The organism is Mycolicibacterium arseniciresistens (assembly GCF_030519285.1).
Lineage (GTDB): Bacteria > Actinomycetota > Actinomycetes > Mycobacteriales > Mycobacteriaceae > Mycobacterium > Mycobacterium arseniciresistens.
In genome coordinates this window covers 12,144-28,320 of sequence record NZ_JAUMSQ010000052.1, presented here as the reverse complement: position 1 = coordinate 28,320, position 16,177 = coordinate 12,144, and the positions used below count along the sequence as shown (strand labels likewise).

The following is a 16,177-nucleotide window of genomic DNA, read 5'->3' as shown; positions in this document are numbered from 1 at the left end:
GATCCATGGACCTGTTCGGCCTCGACGACGACGAACGCGTGATCGCCGAGACGGCGGCCGCGTTCGCCGAGAAGCGCCTGGCGCCACACGCTCTGGAGTGGGACGAGACCCACCACTTCCCCACCGACGTGTTGCGGGAAGCCGCCGAACTCGGCATGGCGGCGATCTACTGCCGCGACGACGTCGGTGGCAGCGGGTTGCGCCGCATCGACGCCGTGCGCATCTTCGAGGCACTCGCCACCGCCGACCCGACGGTCGCGGCGTTCCTGTCGATCCACAACATGTGCGCGTGGATGGTCGACACGTTCGGCACCGAGGAACAGCGCAAGTCCTGGGTGCCGCGGCTGGCCTCGATGGAGGCCATCGCCAGCTACTGCCTGACCGAACCGGGGGCGGGTTCCGATGCGAGCGCGTTGCGCACCAAGGCCGTGCGCGACGGCGACGGCTGGGTGCTCGACGGGGTCAAGCAGTTCATCTCCGGGGCGGGCAGTTCCGACGTCTACGTGGTGATGGCACGCACCGGATCCGAAGGTCCGCGCGGCATCTCGGCGTTCGTGGTGCCCAGGGACACCCCGGGGCTGAGCTTCGGCGCCGAGGAGCTGAAGATGGGTTGGAACGCCCAGCCCACCGCACAGGTGATCCTCGAGGGTGTCCGGCTGCCCGCCGACGCGCTGCTCGGAGGCGCCGAGGGCGAGGGCGCGGGCTTCGGCATCGCGATGAAGGGCCTCAACGGTGGCCGCATCAACATCGCGGCCTGCTCGCTGGGCGGCGCGCAGTCGGCCTACGACAAGGCGGCCGGGTACCTGGCCGACCGGCAGGCCTTCGGCGGGGCGCTGCTCGACGAGCCGACCATCCGATTCACGCTGGCCGACATGGCGACTGCGCTGCAGACCTCGCGGACCCTGCTGTGGCGGGCCGCGACGGCACTCGACGACGACCATCCCGACCGGGTCGAGTTGTGCGCGATGGCGAAGCGTTACGTCACCGACGCGTGCTTCGAGGTGGCCGACCAGGCCCTGCAGTTGCACGGCGGATACGGCTACCTGCGGGAGTACGGGTTGGAGAAGATCGTCCGCGACCTGCGGGTGCACCGGATCCTGGAGGGCACCAACGAGATCATGCGCGTGGTGATCGGGCGGGCCGCGGCAGGCCGGGCCCGCGCGTCGTGACCGGAGAACCTGACATCAGAGCGAAGCGACAGGGGAATCAGACAATGGCGACGATCGCGTTCCTGGGACTGGGCAACATGGGCGGCCCGATGGCGGCGAATCTGCTCGCCGCCGGTCACGACGTCCGCGGCTTCGACCCGGTCGCCGCTTCCAAGGCGGCCGCAGAGGCGAAGGGCGCCAAGGTGTTCGACAGCGGCGCAGCCGCCGTCGCCGAGGCCGACGTGGTGATCACCTCGCTGCCCAATGGCGACATCGTGAAGGCCTGCTACGCGGAGGTGCTGCCCGCGGCCAAGCCGGACACGCTGTTCATCGACACCTCCACGATCTCGGTCGACGACGCACGGGCCATCAACGGTCAGGCGGCCGACCTCGGGTTCGCCCAGATCGACGCGCCGGTGTCCGGCGGCATCAAGGGCGCGACCGCGGGCACCCTCGCGTTCATGGTGGGCGGCGACGATGCGGCCGTCGAGCGGGCCCGCCCGGTGCTGGACCCCATGGCGGGCAAGATCATCCACTGCGGGGCGTCCGGCGCCGGCCAGGCCGCGAAACTGTGCAACAACATGGTGCTGGCCGTGCAGCAGATCGCGATCGGCGAGGCGTTCGTGCTCGCGGAGAAGCTCGGACTGCCCGCGCAGTCGCTGTTCGACGTGATCACCGGTGCGACCGGCAACTGCTGGGCCGTGCACACCAATTGCCCGGTGCCGGGGCCGGTTCCGGCTTCACCGGCCAACAACGACTTCAAGCCGGGCTTCGCCACCGCGCTGATGAACAAGGACCTCGGGCTGGCCATGGCGGCGGTGCAGTCCACCGGCTCGGCCGCACCCCTCGGTACCCACGCCGCCGAGATCTACGCGGAGTTCGCGACCGAACACGCCGACAAGGACTTCAGCGCGGTGATCGAGAAGCTACGCGGCTGACCGCCGCCGGCTGCTCCAGCGCGCGTGCAGGCGCTGACAGTCCGCGATCCGCAGCGCACCGGTGCCCGCGCCGATGTAGTCGGCGCGCACCGCGGCGGCGGCCGGGATGTCGCAGCCACCGGCGCCGTCGATCAGCACGGTCGCCATCCCGACGCTGTTCGCCTGTCGCAGCCCGGCGGGCGACCCGGCGATCGCCAGGACGCTGCGCGCGGGCAGTCCGAGTTCTGCGAGCGCATGCTGGTGCACCTCGCCGCAGTGCGCAGGCGTGCTGACGTCATCGGCGGTGACCAGCACCTCGACCAGGCCCTCTCCGACCAGTTGGCGCACCAGCGGCTCCACCAGGCTGCGCCGTCCGCTGGACACCACCGCGACCGGCACGCCGGCGGCATAGGCGTCCTGCACCAGGTCGACCAGCCCCGGCCTGGGCGCCAGGTCGGCCTCGGCGATCATCTCGTCGAACATCATCGCCTTGGTGGCGCAGATCTCGTCGGCGAGCAGTTCGGTCAGCACGTCGCACTCGGTGCCGACGCAGCGCTTGCGCAGTTCGGCGGTGACGCGCTGCCGCTCGTCGCTCAGGGCCAGCAGCTGCCGGTACCGGCTGACGCTCCAGCTGAACGGCATCCCGTGGGCGGCGAAGGCGGCGTTGAACACCTTGCGGTGCACCTCGAACTCGACGTCGGCGAGTGCGTCGAGGTCGAAGACCAGTGCCTGCAGCCGGGAGTCTTCGGCGTCGGCGGCGTGGCCGCCGTCCCACCAGAATCGACCGGCGCGCCATGTTCTCTGCTCGGTGGAGGGCATGCGACAACAGTGGTCTACGTCACAGGCCCGCGCCTCCCCCATTGGGGGGATTGGCGGCGCGAAGTTGCGCTACCACGCGCGGCGGCGGCCCTAAGGTGATGGCCATGGCCTCCCCGGTGCGCCTCGTGCTGGTCGACGACCACGAGATGGTCATCGAAGGCCTCAAGGCCATGCTCGCCGCGTTCGACGACCGGGTGACCGTGGTCGGGCAGGCAGTCGGCGCCGAGCGCGCGGTCGGTGTGATCGACGACCTCAAACCGGACATCGTGCTGTGTGACGTCCGCATGCAGGGCGCCAGCGGCCTGGACCTCTGCCTGCAGCTTCGCGAGCGCGACCCCGCTCAGAAGGTGGTGATGCTGTCGGTCTACGACGACGAGCAGTACCTGTTCCAGGCGCTGCGGGTGGGCGCATCGGGATACCTGCTCAAGAGCATCGGCAGCGACGAACTGGTGCGCCAGCTGGAGTTCGTGCACGGCGGCGAGACGGCGATCGACCCGACGATGGCCGCGCGGGCGGTCGACACCGCGGCCCGCCTGCAGCGCGACGAGTTCTGGCCCGGCGCCCGGCAGGGCCTCACCCAGCGGGAGAGCGAGATCCTGTCCTACGTCGTCAACGGCCTGTCCAACCGCGGCATCGCCGGCAAGCTGGTGATCGGCGACGAGACCGTGAAGAGCCACCTGCGGTCGATCTACCGCAAGCTCGGCGTCAGTGACCGCACCGGCGCGGTGGCCACCGCGCTGCGCGAGGGCATCTACCGGTGAGGCCGCACGCGGTGCGCGACCTCGGTCAGTACGCCCTGGCCGCCGACCGGGAGCTGGCCTTGCTGCGCGAGCTGATCCAGGCCGCCTCCAGCGGTCCCGGCGTCGAACCGCTGGCCGCGGCGGCCGCCAGGATGATCACCGCCGCCACCGCCACCGACGTGTGCTTCGTGCACGTGCTCGACGACACCGAACGGTCGCTGACGCTGGCCGGGGCGACGCCGCCGTTCGACAGCGAGGTCGGCAAGATCCGGCTGCCGCTCGGGCAGGGCATCTCGGGCTGGGTGGCCAGCCACCGTGAACCCGTGATCATCGCCGACGACAAGGAGTCCGACCCGCGCTACATGCCGTTCGAGTCGCTGCGCGGGCGCGACTTCACCTCGATGGTGTCCGTGCCGATGGAGACCGATCCCGGCGGTCTGGTGGGTGTGCTGAACGTGCACACCGTCGCGCGGCGGGAGTTCGCCGCCCGCGACGTCGAGCTGCTGCTGGTCATCGGGCGGCTGATCGCCGGTGCGCTGCACCAGGCGCGGCTGCACCGCCAGCTGGTGGCCCGCGAACGCGCGCACGAGAACTTCGTCGAGCAGGTGATCGAGGCGCAGGAGATGGAGCGCCGCCGGCTGGCCGCCGACATCCACGACGGCATCTCCCAGCGGCTGGTGACGCTGTCCTACCGGCTCGACGCGGCCGCCAGGGCGGCGGATCCGGCGAGTGCGGCCGAACAGCTGGGCATGGCCCGCGAACTCGTCGACCTGACTCTCGGCGAGGCCCGCGCCGCCATCGGCAACCTGCGGCCGCCGGTGCTCGACGACCTCGGGCTGGCCGGCGGGCTGGCCAGCCTGGCCCGGTCGATCCCCCAGGTGGAGATCCAGGTCGACCTCGCCGAGGTCCGACTGCCCGACCACATCGAGCTGGCGCTGTATCGCATCGCGCAGGAGTGCCTGCAGAACGTCGTCAAACACGCCAGGGCCGCCACCGCGCGGCTGACCTTCTCCGTGGCCGACGCGCGCGATGTCGCCAAGCTCGAGATCGTGGACGACGGAATCGGTTTCGACACCTTCGAGCATCCGCTGGGCAGCGACGAGATGGGCGGCTACGGCCTGCTGTCCATGGCCGAACGCGCCGAGATCGTCGGTGGCAGGCTCAACATCCGGTCGCGGCCCGGGGCGGGCACCGCGGTGACGGCGACCATCCCGCTGCCGGCGGGCGCACCCGACTGACCGTCAGAAGTCACCGGCATGGCGGCGCAGCGTCTCGATCGACGCGGCCAGCGCGCGGGACTCCTCGCCGGACAGGCCGATGTCGGCGAACACCTCCTTGTTGAGCGTCACCGTGGCGTCCTCGACCGTGGAGCGGCCGAGGTCGGTGATCCGCACCAGCGTGGTGCGTCCGTCGGTCGGATGCGGGATGCGCTCGACCAGGCCGGCCGCCTCCAACCGCCGGATCGCGTGGGTCACGCTGGTCACGTGGACCTGCAGCCGGTCCGACGCCTTGGTGATCGGCAGGGCGCCGCTGCGGCTGAACGCCAGCAGCCGCAGCAACTCGAAGCGCGAGAAGCTCAGGTCGTAGGGCCGCAGCGCCGTCTCCACCCGGGCCAGCAGGATCTGGTGCGCCCGCATCACCGACGTCACCGCCACCATCCCGTCGGCGACCTCTCCCCAGCCGGCGTCCTCCCAGTTGGCACGCGCCAGGCCGATCGGGTCGCGGCGGTCGGAGGGTTGGATGGCCACGCCTCTTCATACCGCATGAACTGGCCGGCTCACGGCCGAGCGCGCAGGGTCAGTCGGGGAGCCCGTACTCGCCGAACCAGTGCGCCAGCCGGCCGCGTCGGCTCACCGCGCGCAGCCGGCGTTCGGCGGCCTCCCGCGTCTTGGAGGTGGTCACGATCAGCAGTTCGTCGCCGATCTGGATGCGGGTCTCGGGCTGCGGGACGAACGGTCGCGCCTCGCGGATGATCAGCGTGATGACGCTCGGGTCGGGCAGCCGCAGTTCGAGCACGGTGACGTTGCGCAGCGACGAGCCGGGCGACACGGTCATGGTCAGCAGCTCGGCCTCGAGCACGTCCAGCGGCGCCGACTCGACCATGATCTCGCGGGTGGCGTCCGGCGAGATCAGCCCGAGCCGGCCGGCGACCGTCCGCAGACCCGGACCCTGCAGCAGCGTGAACACCACCACGAGGATGAAGACGATGTTGAGCAGCCGCTCGCTGCCGGGGACGCCCTCCACCACCGGGTAGGTGGCCAGCACGATCGGGACCGCACCGCGCAACCCCGCCCAGGAGATGAACACCTGGTCCCGCCATGGCACGCGGAAGTGGAACAGCGACAGCACCACCGACACCGGTCGCCCGAGGAGCAGCAGGATGAGGCCGACGACGAGGGCGGGCACCAAATCCCGCGGCAGTTCGTCCGGCGACACCAGCAGACCGAGCAGCACGAACAGCCCGATCTGGGCGAGCCAGCCGGAACCCTCGGCGAACGAGCGGATCGCAGAGCGGTGCGGCAGCCCGGAGTTGGCCAGCACGAGGGCGGACAGGTAGGCGGCGATGAACCCGCTGGCGTGCAGCGTTCCGCCCGCGGCGAAGGCGAGCATCGCCAGCCCGAACGTCGCGAGCGGATAGAGGCCCGACGCGGGCAGTGCGATGCGGCGCAGCCCGGCGGCGCCGACGAACCCGCACACCAGGCCGATCGCGATACCCACCCCGAGCTCGTAGACCAGCGTGAAGGCGATCTCACCGGGCGACAGGTCGAGCGGCGTGGTGCTGAACAGCAGCACCAGGATGATCGCCGGGGCGTCGTTGAAGCCGGACTCGGCCTCGAGCAGGCCGGACACCCGCCGCGGCAGCGGCACCACCCGCAGCACCGAGAAGACGGCGGCGGCGTCGGTGGACGACACGATCGCGCCGAGCAGCAGCGAGAGCTGCCAGTCCAGGCCGAGCAGCAGGTGCGCGCCGACGGCGGTGATCCCGGTGCTGACCGCGACGCCGACGGTGGCCAGCACACCGGCGGGTGCGATGACGTCGCGGATGTCGGAGAACCGCGTCGTCAGCCCGCCTTCGACCAGGATGATGCCGAGCGCCGCGGTGCCCAGGGCCTGCGCGAGCTGGGCGTCGTCGAACTGCAACCCGACGCCGTCCTCGCCGATGAGCACGCCCACCCCGAGGAACAGCAGCAGGCTCGGCAGGCCGGCGATCGTGGCCAGCCTGGTCGCCGCGATGCTGAACAGCAGGACAAGTCCGCCGACGAGCAGCGTCACGTACAGCTGCTGAACCGTCATGTCCCCGCCAGTATCTCAGTACCGGTGCGGCGCCGCGCTCTCCGGTCGGTCACCATGGGTTCAGACGGCGAAGGAGAACACCATGCGTATCGCGATTGCCGGAGCGGGGGCGGTCGGCCGGTCGGTGGCGAGCGAGCTCGTCGAGAACGGCCACAAGATCCTGCTGATCGAGCGCAATCCGGTGAAGTACCAGCCGTCCACGGTGCCCGGCGCCGACTGGTTCCTGGCCGACGCGTGCGAGCTGGCGGCGCTCGAGGAGGCTGCGCTGCAGACTTGCGATGTGGTGATCGTCGCGACCGGTGACGACAAGGTGAACCTGGCCGCCGCGCTGCTGGCCAAGACGGAGTTCGGGGTGCCGCGGGTGGTGGCCCGAGTCAACGACATGCGCAACGAGTGGCTGTTCACCGAGTCCTGGGGTGTCGACGTCGCGGTGTCCACGCCGCAGGCCATCGCGGCGATCGTGGAGGGCGCCATCGACGTCGGTCACCTGGTGCCGCTGATGGGACTGCGGGGACGGGCGGACGTGTCGACGCTGCGGCTGCCCCGCGAGGATCCCGGCGGCAACCCGTTCATCGGGCGGCGGCTGCGCGACGTGGCGCTGCCCGCCAACAGCGCGCTGGTGGCGATCGTGCGCGACGAGCAGGTGATCCTGCCGCCCCACACGGACGTGCTGCGCGCCGGTGACGAGTTGTGGTTCGTCGCCGACGCCGACGCCGAGGAAGTGATCCGCGCGGCGGTGCACCGGCCCTAGGCGCGCGCGGCCGGATGTGGGCTAGATCCGGTCCGAACCCGCCACCGCCGACAGCACCGCCCTGGTCGACCGCCTGTTCCCGACGGTGATCCGCACTCCGCCGTCGGCGTAGTGGCGCACCCGCGGGCCGGTGCCGTCGAACACGTCGCGCCACGGGCGCTGCGGCGGCAGGTACACGAAGTTGGCGTGGGCATCGGTGCTGTGTACACCCACCGATCGCAGCCGCCTGCGCAGCAGCCGGCGCTCCGCGGTGATGGCCCGGACTCGTTGCTGGAGTTGACATTCGGCGTCATAGGAGGCCGCGACGGCCACCATCGCGGTGCTGCCGATGCCGAACGGCAGCTGCCACGTCCACAGCGTGCGGGCCAGGGGCGCCGCGCAGAACGCGTAGCCGACCCGTGCGCCCGCCAACCCGTAAGCCTTCGAGAAGGTGCGCACCACAACGGTGTTGGGGTAGCGCCGCACCAGGTCCGCCGCGTCGATGCGGTGGTGTGGGGCGACGAATTCCACGTAGGCCTCGTCGAGGATCACCACGGTGTCCGCGGGCACCCGGCGCAGGAACTCCTCGACCTCGGCGGCGGATTCCACGGTGCCGGTCGGGTTGTGCGGCCGGCACAGCACCACCACCCGTGCGGTGCGCGCCGCCTCGGCCATGGCGTCGAGGTCGTGGTATCCGTAGACGTCGAGCGCGACGGCCACCGAGATCAGTCGCGCCGTCGCGGCGAAGATCGGATATCCGTCGAATGTCGGCGACGCCATCACCATGGTGTCGCCGGGCGCGGTGACGGCCTGCAGCACCTGCATGATGACGCCGGTGGCGCCGACGCCGAGGACCACCTGATCGTCGGCGACCCCGACGCGAGAGGCCACCAGCGCGCGCAGCCGCTCGGGGAGGAACGGCGGATACCGGTTGGCCGCGTCGATGGCGGAGATCATCGCCGCCCGCACCGCGGGCAACGGCGGGAACGGACTCTCGTTCAGGGACAGGGCCAGCGGATCCGACGCGTCGGGCAGCGCGGCCACCGCATCGTCGAGCGCCCGGCGGGGGCTGCCCATCAGCTCCGTCCGCCCCAGCGCACGGCCGCGGCGCCGGCGAAGTCGCCGGCATGGGCGAACGCCGCCATCAGCACGACGTCGCCCGTCTTGAGCCGGCCGTCGCTGATCGCCCGGTCCAGGTTCACCGGGATTCCCGCGGCGAACAGGTTGCCGCACTCGTCGAACGTGTCGACATGCCGGGATGCGGGCAATTCAAGCGCTTCTCGCCAGTTGCGCAGGAACACCCGGTTGGGCTGATTGGTGACGAACAACCCGATGTCGCTGGGCGGCAGACCGATTCGCTTGCACACCGCCAGCGAGACTTCAGGTACCTGCCGGTTGCCCCTCGCCAGCACCTTGGTGATCCTGCCCTCGGTGAATCCGATGCAGCCTTCGCCCGGGCCCGGCTGCCACCACTTGCGAGGTGGATCCGTCGAGATCGTCATCTCGCCGGCGTACTCGCCGTAGGTGCGGCACACCACGTCCAGGATCGGTGATTCCTCGGACCGGGTGACCAGTCCGACGGCGGCGCCGTCACCGGGCACAGCGGCCTGCGCCCGGCGGCGTACGGTCGGCTGGTCGAACACCTGACCCGCCGAGTTCTGTGCGACGGCCACGAGCGCGCACCGGCCCTCGCCCGACGTCAGCAGTTGACGCGCCAGCTTGAGCCCGAGCACGAAGGCCGCACAGCCGCCGTTGTGCAGATCCACCACCCAGTCGGGTTTGACACCGAGGCGGTGTGCCATCGCGGCGCCGCCACCGTAGAACGGCATGTCGGGAAGCTGGGTGTGGGTGATCAGCACGTCCACCTGGGCGAGCACGTCGGCGCCGTGCCGCTCGAGCAGGCCGGCCGCGGCCCGCTCGACCATGTCCACGGCGGTCTCGTCCTCGGCGACGTGGTGGCGCCACCGCGGCGCCCGGAACATCAGGTTGTCGCGCAGTTCGTCGGATTCGGCGTGCCTGGCGTAGTAATCGGCGCCGATCGGTTCGCCGGGCAGGTACGTCGACACGTCGATCAGGCTGGCGGTCACGAGGCTCACCGCGTCCAGTCCGGCGTCACCGGCAGGCCGTTGCGGTGCCGGTACTCGGCGATCGCCTTCAGGTTGTCCAGTTCCAGCCGGTGGCCTGCGCCGAACATGTCCCAGAAGTCGCCCACCCACACCGGTCGCTGCGGCGGCGCCGCCTCGGGGTAGGGATTGTGGTCGTAGTACGGGTGGCGGCAGTTGGTCCACAGCACCACCGACCCGGGCCGGTCGAACACCACCTGCGCGTCGACGACCCGCATCAGGTAGATCATCCACAGGTGGCGGCCCTGGTCCCACGCGCAGTGGTAGTCCACCGTCCTGGCCGTGCGGTCGGCCACGGTGCGGGTGTAGATCGTGGTCTCGGAGCCCAGCCGGTCGTAGGCCAGCCAGAGGTCCGGGTCCTCGGTGGGCGTGAAATCGCGCAGACTGTAGGTCCATTCGGCCAGGCATCGGGTGTCGGCCAGGTAGTCGAACAGGTCATCGGGCGGGCAGTCGACGAAGCCGTTGACGGTGCAGTACTCGCCGAACACCTCGTCGTGCGGGTACACCGACCGCATCATGTCCATGATGAGGGGGGTGGCTTTCTCCCTCGGCGACGTCTCGATGCGGATGAGGCCGTCGATCGGTTCGGTGGTGCCGCGATGAGCGGTGATGTCAGCGAGTGCGGGAATGGACATCGGCACGGGTCTCCGTTCTGGTGGGTGGTTGGCCGGATCGGTCGAGAAAGGCGGCGAACGGCGGGATCTCGTCGGCCGAACATTCGACGGAGACCACCGACGGGCCGTCGACGGCCAGGGCCGTGACCAGCGCGCCGGGCAGCGTGTCGAGGTGGTCGACGTCGACCGCGGGCAGGCCGGGGAACATCGCGGTCAGGCCCGCCCCGAGCCGGCTGGCGCCGAATCTGTTGAAGCTGTAGCGGCCGCCGTAGAACCGCTGCTCGCGGGTGACGCACATGGCGTGGGCATGGTTGTCGAACAGCACGAAGGTCACCGGCAGCCGGTACTGCAGCGCGGTGTGGATCTCCATGCCGTGCATGAAGAACGAGCCGTCGCCGGCGATCACCACGGTCCGCCTTCGGCGGTGCGACGCGACCCCGATGCCTGCGCCGAAGCTGTATCCCATCCCGCCCATGCCGAGCGCCACGACGAAGCGGCCGTCGCGCCGCACGGGCAGGTGGTGGATGGCGGCTGCGCCGATGTTGCCCGCGTCGACGACGATGTCGGCCCCTTCGGGCAGTGCGGCGTCGAGTGCGACCATCGCGTCGCGGTAGCGGACGCCGGGCCCGTGGTGAGGCGGCGGCCGCAAGTCGGCGCGCGGCGTGTCAGGCGGTACCCGCAACCGCTGCGGGCGACCGGTGCCGGACAGCGCCGCGATCAGCATCGACAGCGATGCGCGCAGGTCCTGGGTGTGGACGTGGGTGCACGGCAGATAAGTCGGTGCGGAACCGATCGAATAGGTCGGCACCGTCGCCAGTACCTTCTCGAGGCCGCTGCGCGCGGTCGCCGCGAACCGGGTACCGACCACCAGGCACAGCGCGCTGCCGGCCACCGCGTCGGCGACCCCGGGGTGGCCCATCACTCCGGTCACCCCGAGTGCCGACGACGACCCGTACCCTGGCGTTCCCGCCACGTCCTTGGCGTCTGGCACGCAGGCCACCCGGGCCCGCAGCAGCGAGCGCAGTTGGGCGAGTTCGGCGCGGGCGTCATCGCGCGCCACCTGCTCACCGGCGATGATGGTGACCGGGCCGGCCGCGGCGCGCACCGCCCGTGCGATCGGGTGCGGGTCGCCGGCCCACCGGTCCTCGGCCACCGCGGGGACGCCGTTCAGATCACTCAGCCATGCCTGCTGAATGTCCTTGGGCAGCAACAACACCGCCGGTCCGCCGGTGCGGGCGGCGGCGATCGCGGCAGGCAGTGCCGTGCGGACGGCCTCCGGTGTGAGCACCCGCCTGCAGAACAACGACACCGTCGAGAACAGCGACTCGGCGTCTAGCGCGCCGTTGCGGCCGCTGGTGTCCTGGAACGCGCCGCGGCCGTCCAGCGCGGTCGACGGCTGCCCCACCAGCGCCAACACCGGCACCCGGCTGGCGAGCGACTCCCCCAGTGCGGGAACGGTGTTCAGGCAGCCGCCGCCCGATGTCGCGGCCACCACGCCGAGTGGCGCACCGGCCCGGCTGTAGCCGTCCGCCATCGTGGCGGCGCCGAATTCGTGTTTGGCCAGCACCGCGGTGATGTCCTCGCGGCGGTGCGCCGCATCGTAGAGATCCTCGATGTTGGCGCCGCCGACACCGAAGAAGTGGGTGACCCCCATCGCCGCGAGGTGGCCGACGATGTGGTCGACCACCCGGTGCGCACTGGCCATGGGTTTCACCTGTCGTCGTCACGTCGCACTCCGGTGCGCTCTCCATGGACACGACGGGCGGCCCGGTGCGGTTCACCCGGTCGGGTGATTCACAGCTTTTTCTCCAGGAGCACAGTGCCGTCGGGCGTCGAGATCATCTGCACGGCCGCGATCTCCTCCGGCTGCATCGGGGTGTTCGCGCTCGGCATGGCGGTCGCACCAGACAGGCCGAGCCAGCTGGCGATCTCCGACCGGCTGCCGTTCCGGCCGATCACCACCATGGCGAGCGTCTGCGGTGCGGCGTCGCGATTGCCCCAGTCGCCGTACGTGCACGTCATGTCGATGCGAGTCCCCCAGCCGAATCCGCTCATCGTGATGGACGCGTTGATGGGCGTCGGTGACACCTTCGCCATCTCCAGGGACGGGGGGCCGGCCTGCGTGGTGGTCGTCGGTTGCAGCCCGACGACCTCCGGCCGGATCGCGATGACGGCGCCGGCGGCGAGCAGCGCGGCCGCCAGGCCGACAGCCGCTGTGGTCACCCTGCGGTAGCGGCGGCGCCGCGACCCGACCCTGTCGAGCACCGCCGCGAGCACCTCGGGCCGCAGCGGTGGCGGATCGGCGGGTTGCTCGTCGAGCGCGCGCACTTCGTCGGCGTCGAGTGTGGCCAGCAGTGCCGGGATGCCGCTGAGCTCGGCCACCGCGGATCGGCAGCGGCCGCAGCCGGCCAGATGCCCTTCGTACTCGCGGCGCTCGGCCCCGGACAAAGCGCCGAGCACGTAGGCGGCGTCCCAGGTGACGTACCGATCGTCGGGGGGCGCGGCCTCCGCCCCAGCATCACCATGATGGTTCACCGGGTCACCCCCATCTCCTGCAGATTCAGCCGCAGCGCCCGCACCGCGTAGTGCAGCCGGGACTTCACCGTGCCCTCCGGGATCTGCAGCTCCTGCGCGATCTGTCCGGTGGCAGCCCCGTCGTAGTACGCCCGCCGAATGACGGCCAGGTGGTCGTCGGACAGGCCGGCCAGCGCGGCGTGCAGCGTCATCCGGTCCAGGGTGGCACTCACCTCGTCGGGACCGGCCCGGTCGGCGACGTCTTCCACGACCGGCGTGCCGGACTCGTTGCGGTACCGCGCGCTGCGGCGGTCGTCGATGACGAGGTTGCGGGCCACCGTGAACAGCCAGGCCCGAGGCGAGCGCGCGCCGCTGTCGAGATGACTGACCGCCACCCCTTCGGGCTGCCGCCGCCAGGCCCGCAGCAGCGTCTCCTGGACCACGTCCTCGGCGCTGGCCTGGTCACCGGTGAGGCGCAGCGCATAGCGCCACAACGCCGCGGCATGCTCGGCGTAGAGCATCCGCATCATCGCGGCCTCTGGGTCCTCCATGACCAACCTCCGTCTGTGACACGACGGCGACGGTGGCCAGGTTCATTCGCCGTCAGGCGGTGAGGATGCGCGGCCCGTCGTCGGTGACGGCGACGGTGTGTTCCCAGTGCGCCGCCCGCGATCCGTCGGCGGTGACGACCGTCCACTCGTCGGCGAGCACGATGGTCTTGGTCGTCCCCAGCGTCAGCATGGGTTCGATGGCCAGCACCGAGCCGGGCGCCAGCAGCGGCCCGCGTCCGGGTGCGCCCTCGTTGGGCAGGAACGGGTCCATGTGCATCTGCTGGCCGATCCCGTGGCCGCCGTAGCCGGCGACGATGCCGAACGCCCGGTCGTGGCGCTGTTCGGCGGCGTGGGTCTCGACCTCGATCGCGTGTGACACGTCGGTGAGCCGGTTGCCGGGAACCATCGCGGCGATCCCGGCTTCCATGGCGGAGCGGGTGGCCTCCGAGAGGTTGTGGTCGGCGTCGATGAGCGCGCACACCCCGAAGGTGACCGCGGAGTCGCCGTGCCAGCCGTCGAGGATGGCGCCGCAGTCGATCGACACCAGGTCACCCGCCGCCAGCAGCTCGTCACCAGACGGGATGCCGTGCACGACCCGCTCGTTGACCGATGAGCAGATGCTGGCCGGGAAGCCGTGGTAGCCGAGGAACGACGGGATGCCGCCACCGTCGCGGATCACCGATTCGGCGACCCCGTCGAGTTCCTTGGTGGACACCCCGGGGGCGGCGGCGGCCTGCACGGCGCGCAGTGCCGCGGCGACCAGCGCGCCGGCCGCGGCCATCGCGTCGAGTTCACCGGCGCTGCGCTGCGGGACGACCTTGCGGCTGCGCAGTCTCAGGCCGGCCACGTCACTTACCGAGGGCGCGCAGCGCGCGGGCGAAGACCTCGTCGAGCGAGCCGATGGCCTCGACGGTCTTCAGCTCGTCGCGGTAGTACTCCAGCAGCGGCTCGGTCTCGTCGCGGTACACCTTCATCCGGTTGTGGATGACCTCTTCGGTGTCGTCGGCGCGGCCGCGGTCCTTGAGCCGGGAGAGCAGTTCGTCCTCGGACACCTGGAACTCCAGCACGGCGTCGAGCTGCAGGCCGTGCGCCTCCAGGATGTCGTGCAGCGCCTTGGCCTGTTCCACCGAGCGCGGGAAGCCATCGAGGATGAACCCGTCCTTGGCGTCGTCGTCACCGATGCGGTCCTCGACGAGTGCGTTGGTCAGGCTGCTTGGAACCAGGTCGCCGGCGTCGAGGTAGCGCTTGGCCTCCTCGCCGAGCGGGGTCTTCTCGCTGATGTTCTTGCGGAAGAGGTCCCCGGTGGAGACGTGCGGGATGCCGAGCTTCTCGGCGAGCTTCTGCGCCTGCGTGCCCTTGCCCGCCCCCGGCGGGCCCAGCAGAACGATCCTCACTTCAGGAACCCTTCGTAGTTGCGTTGCATGAGCTGGCTCTCGATCTGTTTCACGGTGTCAAGACCCACACCGATCATGATCAGCACCGCGGTGCCGCCGAACGGCAGGTTCTGGACGGTGCCGGTGTTGCCGATCTGCAGGAACAGGTTCGGCAGGACGGCGATCACACCGAGGTAGATCGAGCCCGGCAGGGTGATCCGGCTCAGCACGTAGCGCAGGTAGTCGGCGGTCGGCTTGCCGGGCCGGATGCCCGGGATGAAGCCGCCGAACTTCTTCATCTCGTCGGCGCGCTCGTCGGGGTTGAACGTGATCGACACGTAGAAGTACGTGAAGAAGATGATCAGCCCGAAGTAGACGGCGATGTAGGCGGGGCTGCTGGGGTCGGTCAGGTACTCGGCGACGATCCGTTCCACCCAGCCGGTGCCCGGGCTGCTGCTGCCGCTCTGGATCAGCTGGGTGATCAGGTGCGGGATGTAGATCAGCGAGGACGCGAAGATCACCGGGATGACGCCGGCCTGGTTGACCTTCAGCGGCAGGTAGGTCGACGTGCCGCCGTACATCTTGCGGCCCACCATGCGCTTGGCGTACTGCACCGGGATACGGCGCTGGCCCTGCTCGACGAAGACGACGCCGATGATGATGATCAGCGCGGCGATGCAGACCAGCGTGAAGACCATGCCGCCGCGGCTGTCCAGGATCGACTTGCCCTCGCCGGGGATGGCCGCGGCGATGCTGGCGAAGATCAGCAGCGACATGCCGTTGCCGATGCCGCGCTCGGTGACCAGCTCGCCCATCCACATCACCAGCGTGGCGCCCGCGGTCATCACCAGCACGATGATGACCAGCGCGAAGATCGACTGGTCGTTGATGATGTCGAGGGTGCAGCCCTGCAGCAGGCCGCCGTTGGCGGCAAGCGCCACGATGCTGGTGGACTGCAGGACCGCCAGCGCGACGGCCAGGTAACGCGTGTACTGCGTCATCTTGGCCTGGCCGGACTGGCCTTCCTTGCGGAGCTGCTCGAAGCGCGGGATCACCACCGTGAGCAGCTGCACGATGATGCTCGCGGTGATGTAGGGCATCACGCCCACCGCGAAGATCGACAGCTGCAGCAACGCGCCGCCGGAGAACAGGTTGATCAGTGAATAGATCTGACCGGAGTCACCGCCGCTGACCTGCTCGATGCACTGTTGCACGTTGGGGTAGTCGACACCGGGAGACGGCAGCTGTGCACCGGCCCGGTAGAGGATGACCACGCCGAGCGTGAACAGGATCTTGCGTCTCAGGTCGGCCGTCCGCAGTGACGAGATGAAAGCCGAGAGCACTCTTCCTCCTG

The 16,177-nt window shown here is 70.4% G+C and carries 17 protein-coding genes; 5 read left to right on the top strand and 12 right to left on the bottom strand.

The window, feature by feature from the left end; genetic code table 11:
- Positions 1-5 precede the first annotated feature (5 nt).
- Both Q2100_RS10040 and mmsB read left to right on the top strand, forming a co-directional pair.
- On the top strand, positions 6-1,169 hold the full coding sequence (locus tag Q2100_RS10040) for an acyl-CoA dehydrogenase family protein (RefSeq protein WP_302913930.1): 1,164 nt from the start codon (positions 6-8) through the stop codon (positions 1,167-1,169).
- Between the two features lie 44 nt (positions 1,170-1,213).
- Positions 1,214-2,086: a 3-hydroxyisobutyrate dehydrogenase gene (gene mmsB, locus Q2100_RS10035; RefSeq protein WP_302913929.1), complete on the top strand. Its 873-nt coding sequence runs from the start codon at positions 1,214-1,216 to the stop codon at positions 2,084-2,086.
- Here the strand turns inward: mmsB and Q2100_RS10030 are convergent.
- A complete protein-coding gene (locus Q2100_RS10030) occupies positions 2,075-2,884 on the bottom strand; it encodes an HAD family hydrolase (RefSeq protein ID WP_302913928.1) in 810 nt (269 codons plus the stop codon). The genes mmsB and Q2100_RS10030 overlap by 12 nt on opposite strands.
- Before the next feature lie 98 nt (positions 2,885-2,982).
- Between Q2100_RS10030 and Q2100_RS10025 the strand changes: the two genes are divergently transcribed.
- The gene (locus Q2100_RS10025; RefSeq protein WP_264011126.1) at positions 2,983-3,645 is read left to right on the top strand and encodes a response regulator; all 663 of its coding nucleotides are present in this window, start codon (positions 2,983-2,985) and stop codon (positions 3,643-3,645) included.
- Positions 3,642-4,862, top strand: a complete 1,221-nt coding sequence (locus tag Q2100_RS10020) for a GAF domain-containing sensor histidine kinase (protein WP_302913927.1) — start codon at positions 3,642-3,644, stop codon at positions 4,860-4,862. The genes Q2100_RS10025 and Q2100_RS10020 overlap by 4 nt, the downstream gene beginning before the upstream one ends.
- 3 nt (positions 4,863-4,865) lie before the next feature.
- On the opposite strand, the gene Q2100_RS10015 is transcribed toward Q2100_RS10020, so the two are convergent.
- Together Q2100_RS10015 and Q2100_RS10010 are read right to left on the bottom strand one after the other, a co-directional pair.
- Entirely contained in the window at positions 4,866-5,372 is a 507-nt protein-coding gene (locus Q2100_RS10015) for a MarR family winged helix-turn-helix transcriptional regulator (protein WP_302913926.1), read from the bottom strand.
- A 49-nt stretch (positions 5,373-5,421) separates the two neighbouring features.
- Positions 5,422-6,918, bottom strand: coding sequence for a potassium/proton antiporter (locus tag Q2100_RS10010; RefSeq protein ID WP_302913925.1), 1,497 nt, complete (start codon positions 6,916-6,918; stop codon positions 5,422-5,424).
- Between the two features lie 82 nt (positions 6,919-7,000).
- Here Q2100_RS10010 and Q2100_RS10005 point away from each other — a divergent pair, with 82 nt between their 5' ends.
- A complete protein-coding gene (locus Q2100_RS10005; RefSeq protein ID WP_302913924.1) occupies positions 7,001-7,669 on the top strand; it encodes a potassium channel family protein in 669 nt (222 codons plus the stop codon).
- A 21-nt stretch (positions 7,670-7,690) separates the two neighbouring features.
- Here the strand turns inward: Q2100_RS10005 and Q2100_RS10000 are convergent, their stop codons facing one another.
- The 9 genes from Q2100_RS10000 to secY all read right to left on the bottom strand — a co-directional run bounded on the left by Q2100_RS10000 (position 7,691) and on the right by secY (position 16,166).
- A complete protein-coding gene (locus Q2100_RS10000) occupies positions 7,691-8,725 on the bottom strand; it encodes a pyridoxal phosphate-dependent aminotransferase (protein WP_302913923.1) in 1,035 nt (344 codons plus the stop codon).
- The gene (locus Q2100_RS09995; protein ID WP_302913922.1) at positions 8,725-9,735 is read right to left on the bottom strand and encodes a 3-oxoacyl-ACP synthase III family protein; all 1,011 of its coding nucleotides are present in this window, start codon (positions 9,733-9,735) and stop codon (positions 8,725-8,727) included. The genes Q2100_RS10000 and Q2100_RS09995 overlap by 1 nt, the downstream gene beginning before the upstream one ends.
- A 5-nt stretch (positions 9,736-9,740) precedes the next feature.
- A complete protein-coding gene (locus tag Q2100_RS09990; protein ID WP_302913921.1) occupies positions 9,741-10,406 on the bottom strand; it encodes an SRPBCC family protein in 666 nt (221 codons plus the stop codon).
- Complete coding sequence (locus Q2100_RS09985; RefSeq protein WP_302913920.1) at positions 10,384-12,090, bottom strand: thiamine pyrophosphate-binding protein; 1,707 nt, start codon at positions 12,088-12,090, stop codon at positions 10,384-10,386. The genes Q2100_RS09990 and Q2100_RS09985 overlap by 23 nt, the downstream gene beginning before the upstream one ends.
- An 89-nt stretch (positions 12,091-12,179) precedes the next feature.
- Positions 12,180-12,920 carry an anti-sigma factor family protein gene (locus Q2100_RS09980; protein WP_302913919.1) on the bottom strand — a complete coding sequence of 247 codons (741 nt, stop codon included), beginning with the start codon at positions 12,918-12,920 and terminating at the stop codon, positions 12,180-12,182.
- Positions 12,917-13,450 carry a sigma-70 family RNA polymerase sigma factor gene (locus tag Q2100_RS09975; RefSeq protein WP_264011115.1) on the bottom strand — a complete coding sequence of 178 codons (534 nt, stop codon included), beginning with the start codon at positions 13,448-13,450 and terminating at the stop codon, positions 12,917-12,919. Before Q2100_RS09975 ends, Q2100_RS09980 begins: the two co-directional genes overlap by 4 nt.
- A 52-nt stretch (positions 13,451-13,502) precedes the next feature.
- Entirely contained in the window at positions 13,503-14,297 is a 795-nt protein-coding gene (gene map, locus Q2100_RS09970) for a type I methionyl aminopeptidase (protein WP_302913918.1), read from the bottom strand.
- 1 nt (position 14,298) lies between these two features.
- Positions 14,299-14,844, bottom strand: a complete 546-nt coding sequence (locus Q2100_RS09965; RefSeq protein ID WP_264011113.1) for an adenylate kinase — start codon at positions 14,842-14,844, stop codon at positions 14,299-14,301.
- Entirely contained in the window at positions 14,841-16,166 is a 1,326-nt protein-coding gene (secY, locus tag Q2100_RS09960) for a preprotein translocase subunit SecY (protein WP_264011112.1), read from the bottom strand. The genes Q2100_RS09965 and secY overlap by 4 nt, the downstream gene beginning before the upstream one ends.
- Between the last annotated feature and the right edge of the window lie 11 nt (positions 16,167-16,177).

What these genes read in the sequence shown, in the direction of transcription:
- Q2100_RS10040 (WP_302913930.1), top strand. Translation starts at nt 6, where the DNA reads ATGGACCTGTTCGGCCTCGACGACGACGAACGCGTGATCGCCGAGACG.
- mmsB (WP_302913929.1), top strand. Translation starts at nt 1,214, where the DNA reads ATGGCGACGATCGCGTTCCTGGGACTGGGCAACATGGGCGGCCCGATG.
- Q2100_RS10030 (WP_302913928.1), bottom strand. Translation starts at nt 2,884, where the DNA reads ATGCCCTCCACCGAGCAGAGAACATGGCGCGCCGGTCGATTCTGGTGG.
- Q2100_RS10025 (WP_264011126.1), top strand. Translation starts at nt 2,983, where the DNA reads ATGGCCATGGCCTCCCCGGTGCGCCTCGTGCTGGTCGACGACCACGAG.
- Q2100_RS10010 (WP_302913925.1), bottom strand. Translation starts at nt 6,918, where the DNA reads ATGACGGTTCAGCAGCTGTACGTGACGCTGCTCGTCGGCGGACTTGTC.
- Q2100_RS10005 (WP_302913924.1), top strand. Translation starts at nt 7,001, where the DNA reads ATGCGTATCGCGATTGCCGGAGCGGGGGCGGTCGGCCGGTCGGTGGCG.
- Q2100_RS10000 (WP_302913923.1), bottom strand. Translation starts at nt 8,725, where the DNA reads ATGGGCAGCCCCCGCCGGGCGCTCGACGATGCGGTGGCCGCGCTGCCC.
- Q2100_RS09990 (WP_302913921.1), bottom strand. Translation starts at nt 10,406, where the DNA reads ATGTCCATTCCCGCACTCGCTGACATCACCGCTCATCGCGGCACCACC.
- Q2100_RS09985 (WP_302913920.1), bottom strand. Translation starts at nt 12,090, where the DNA reads ATGGCCAGTGCGCACCGGGTGGTCGACCACATCGTCGGCCACCTCGCG.
- Q2100_RS09975 (WP_264011115.1), bottom strand. Translation starts at nt 13,450, where the DNA reads ATGGAGGACCCAGAGGCCGCGATGATGCGGATGCTCTACGCCGAGCAT.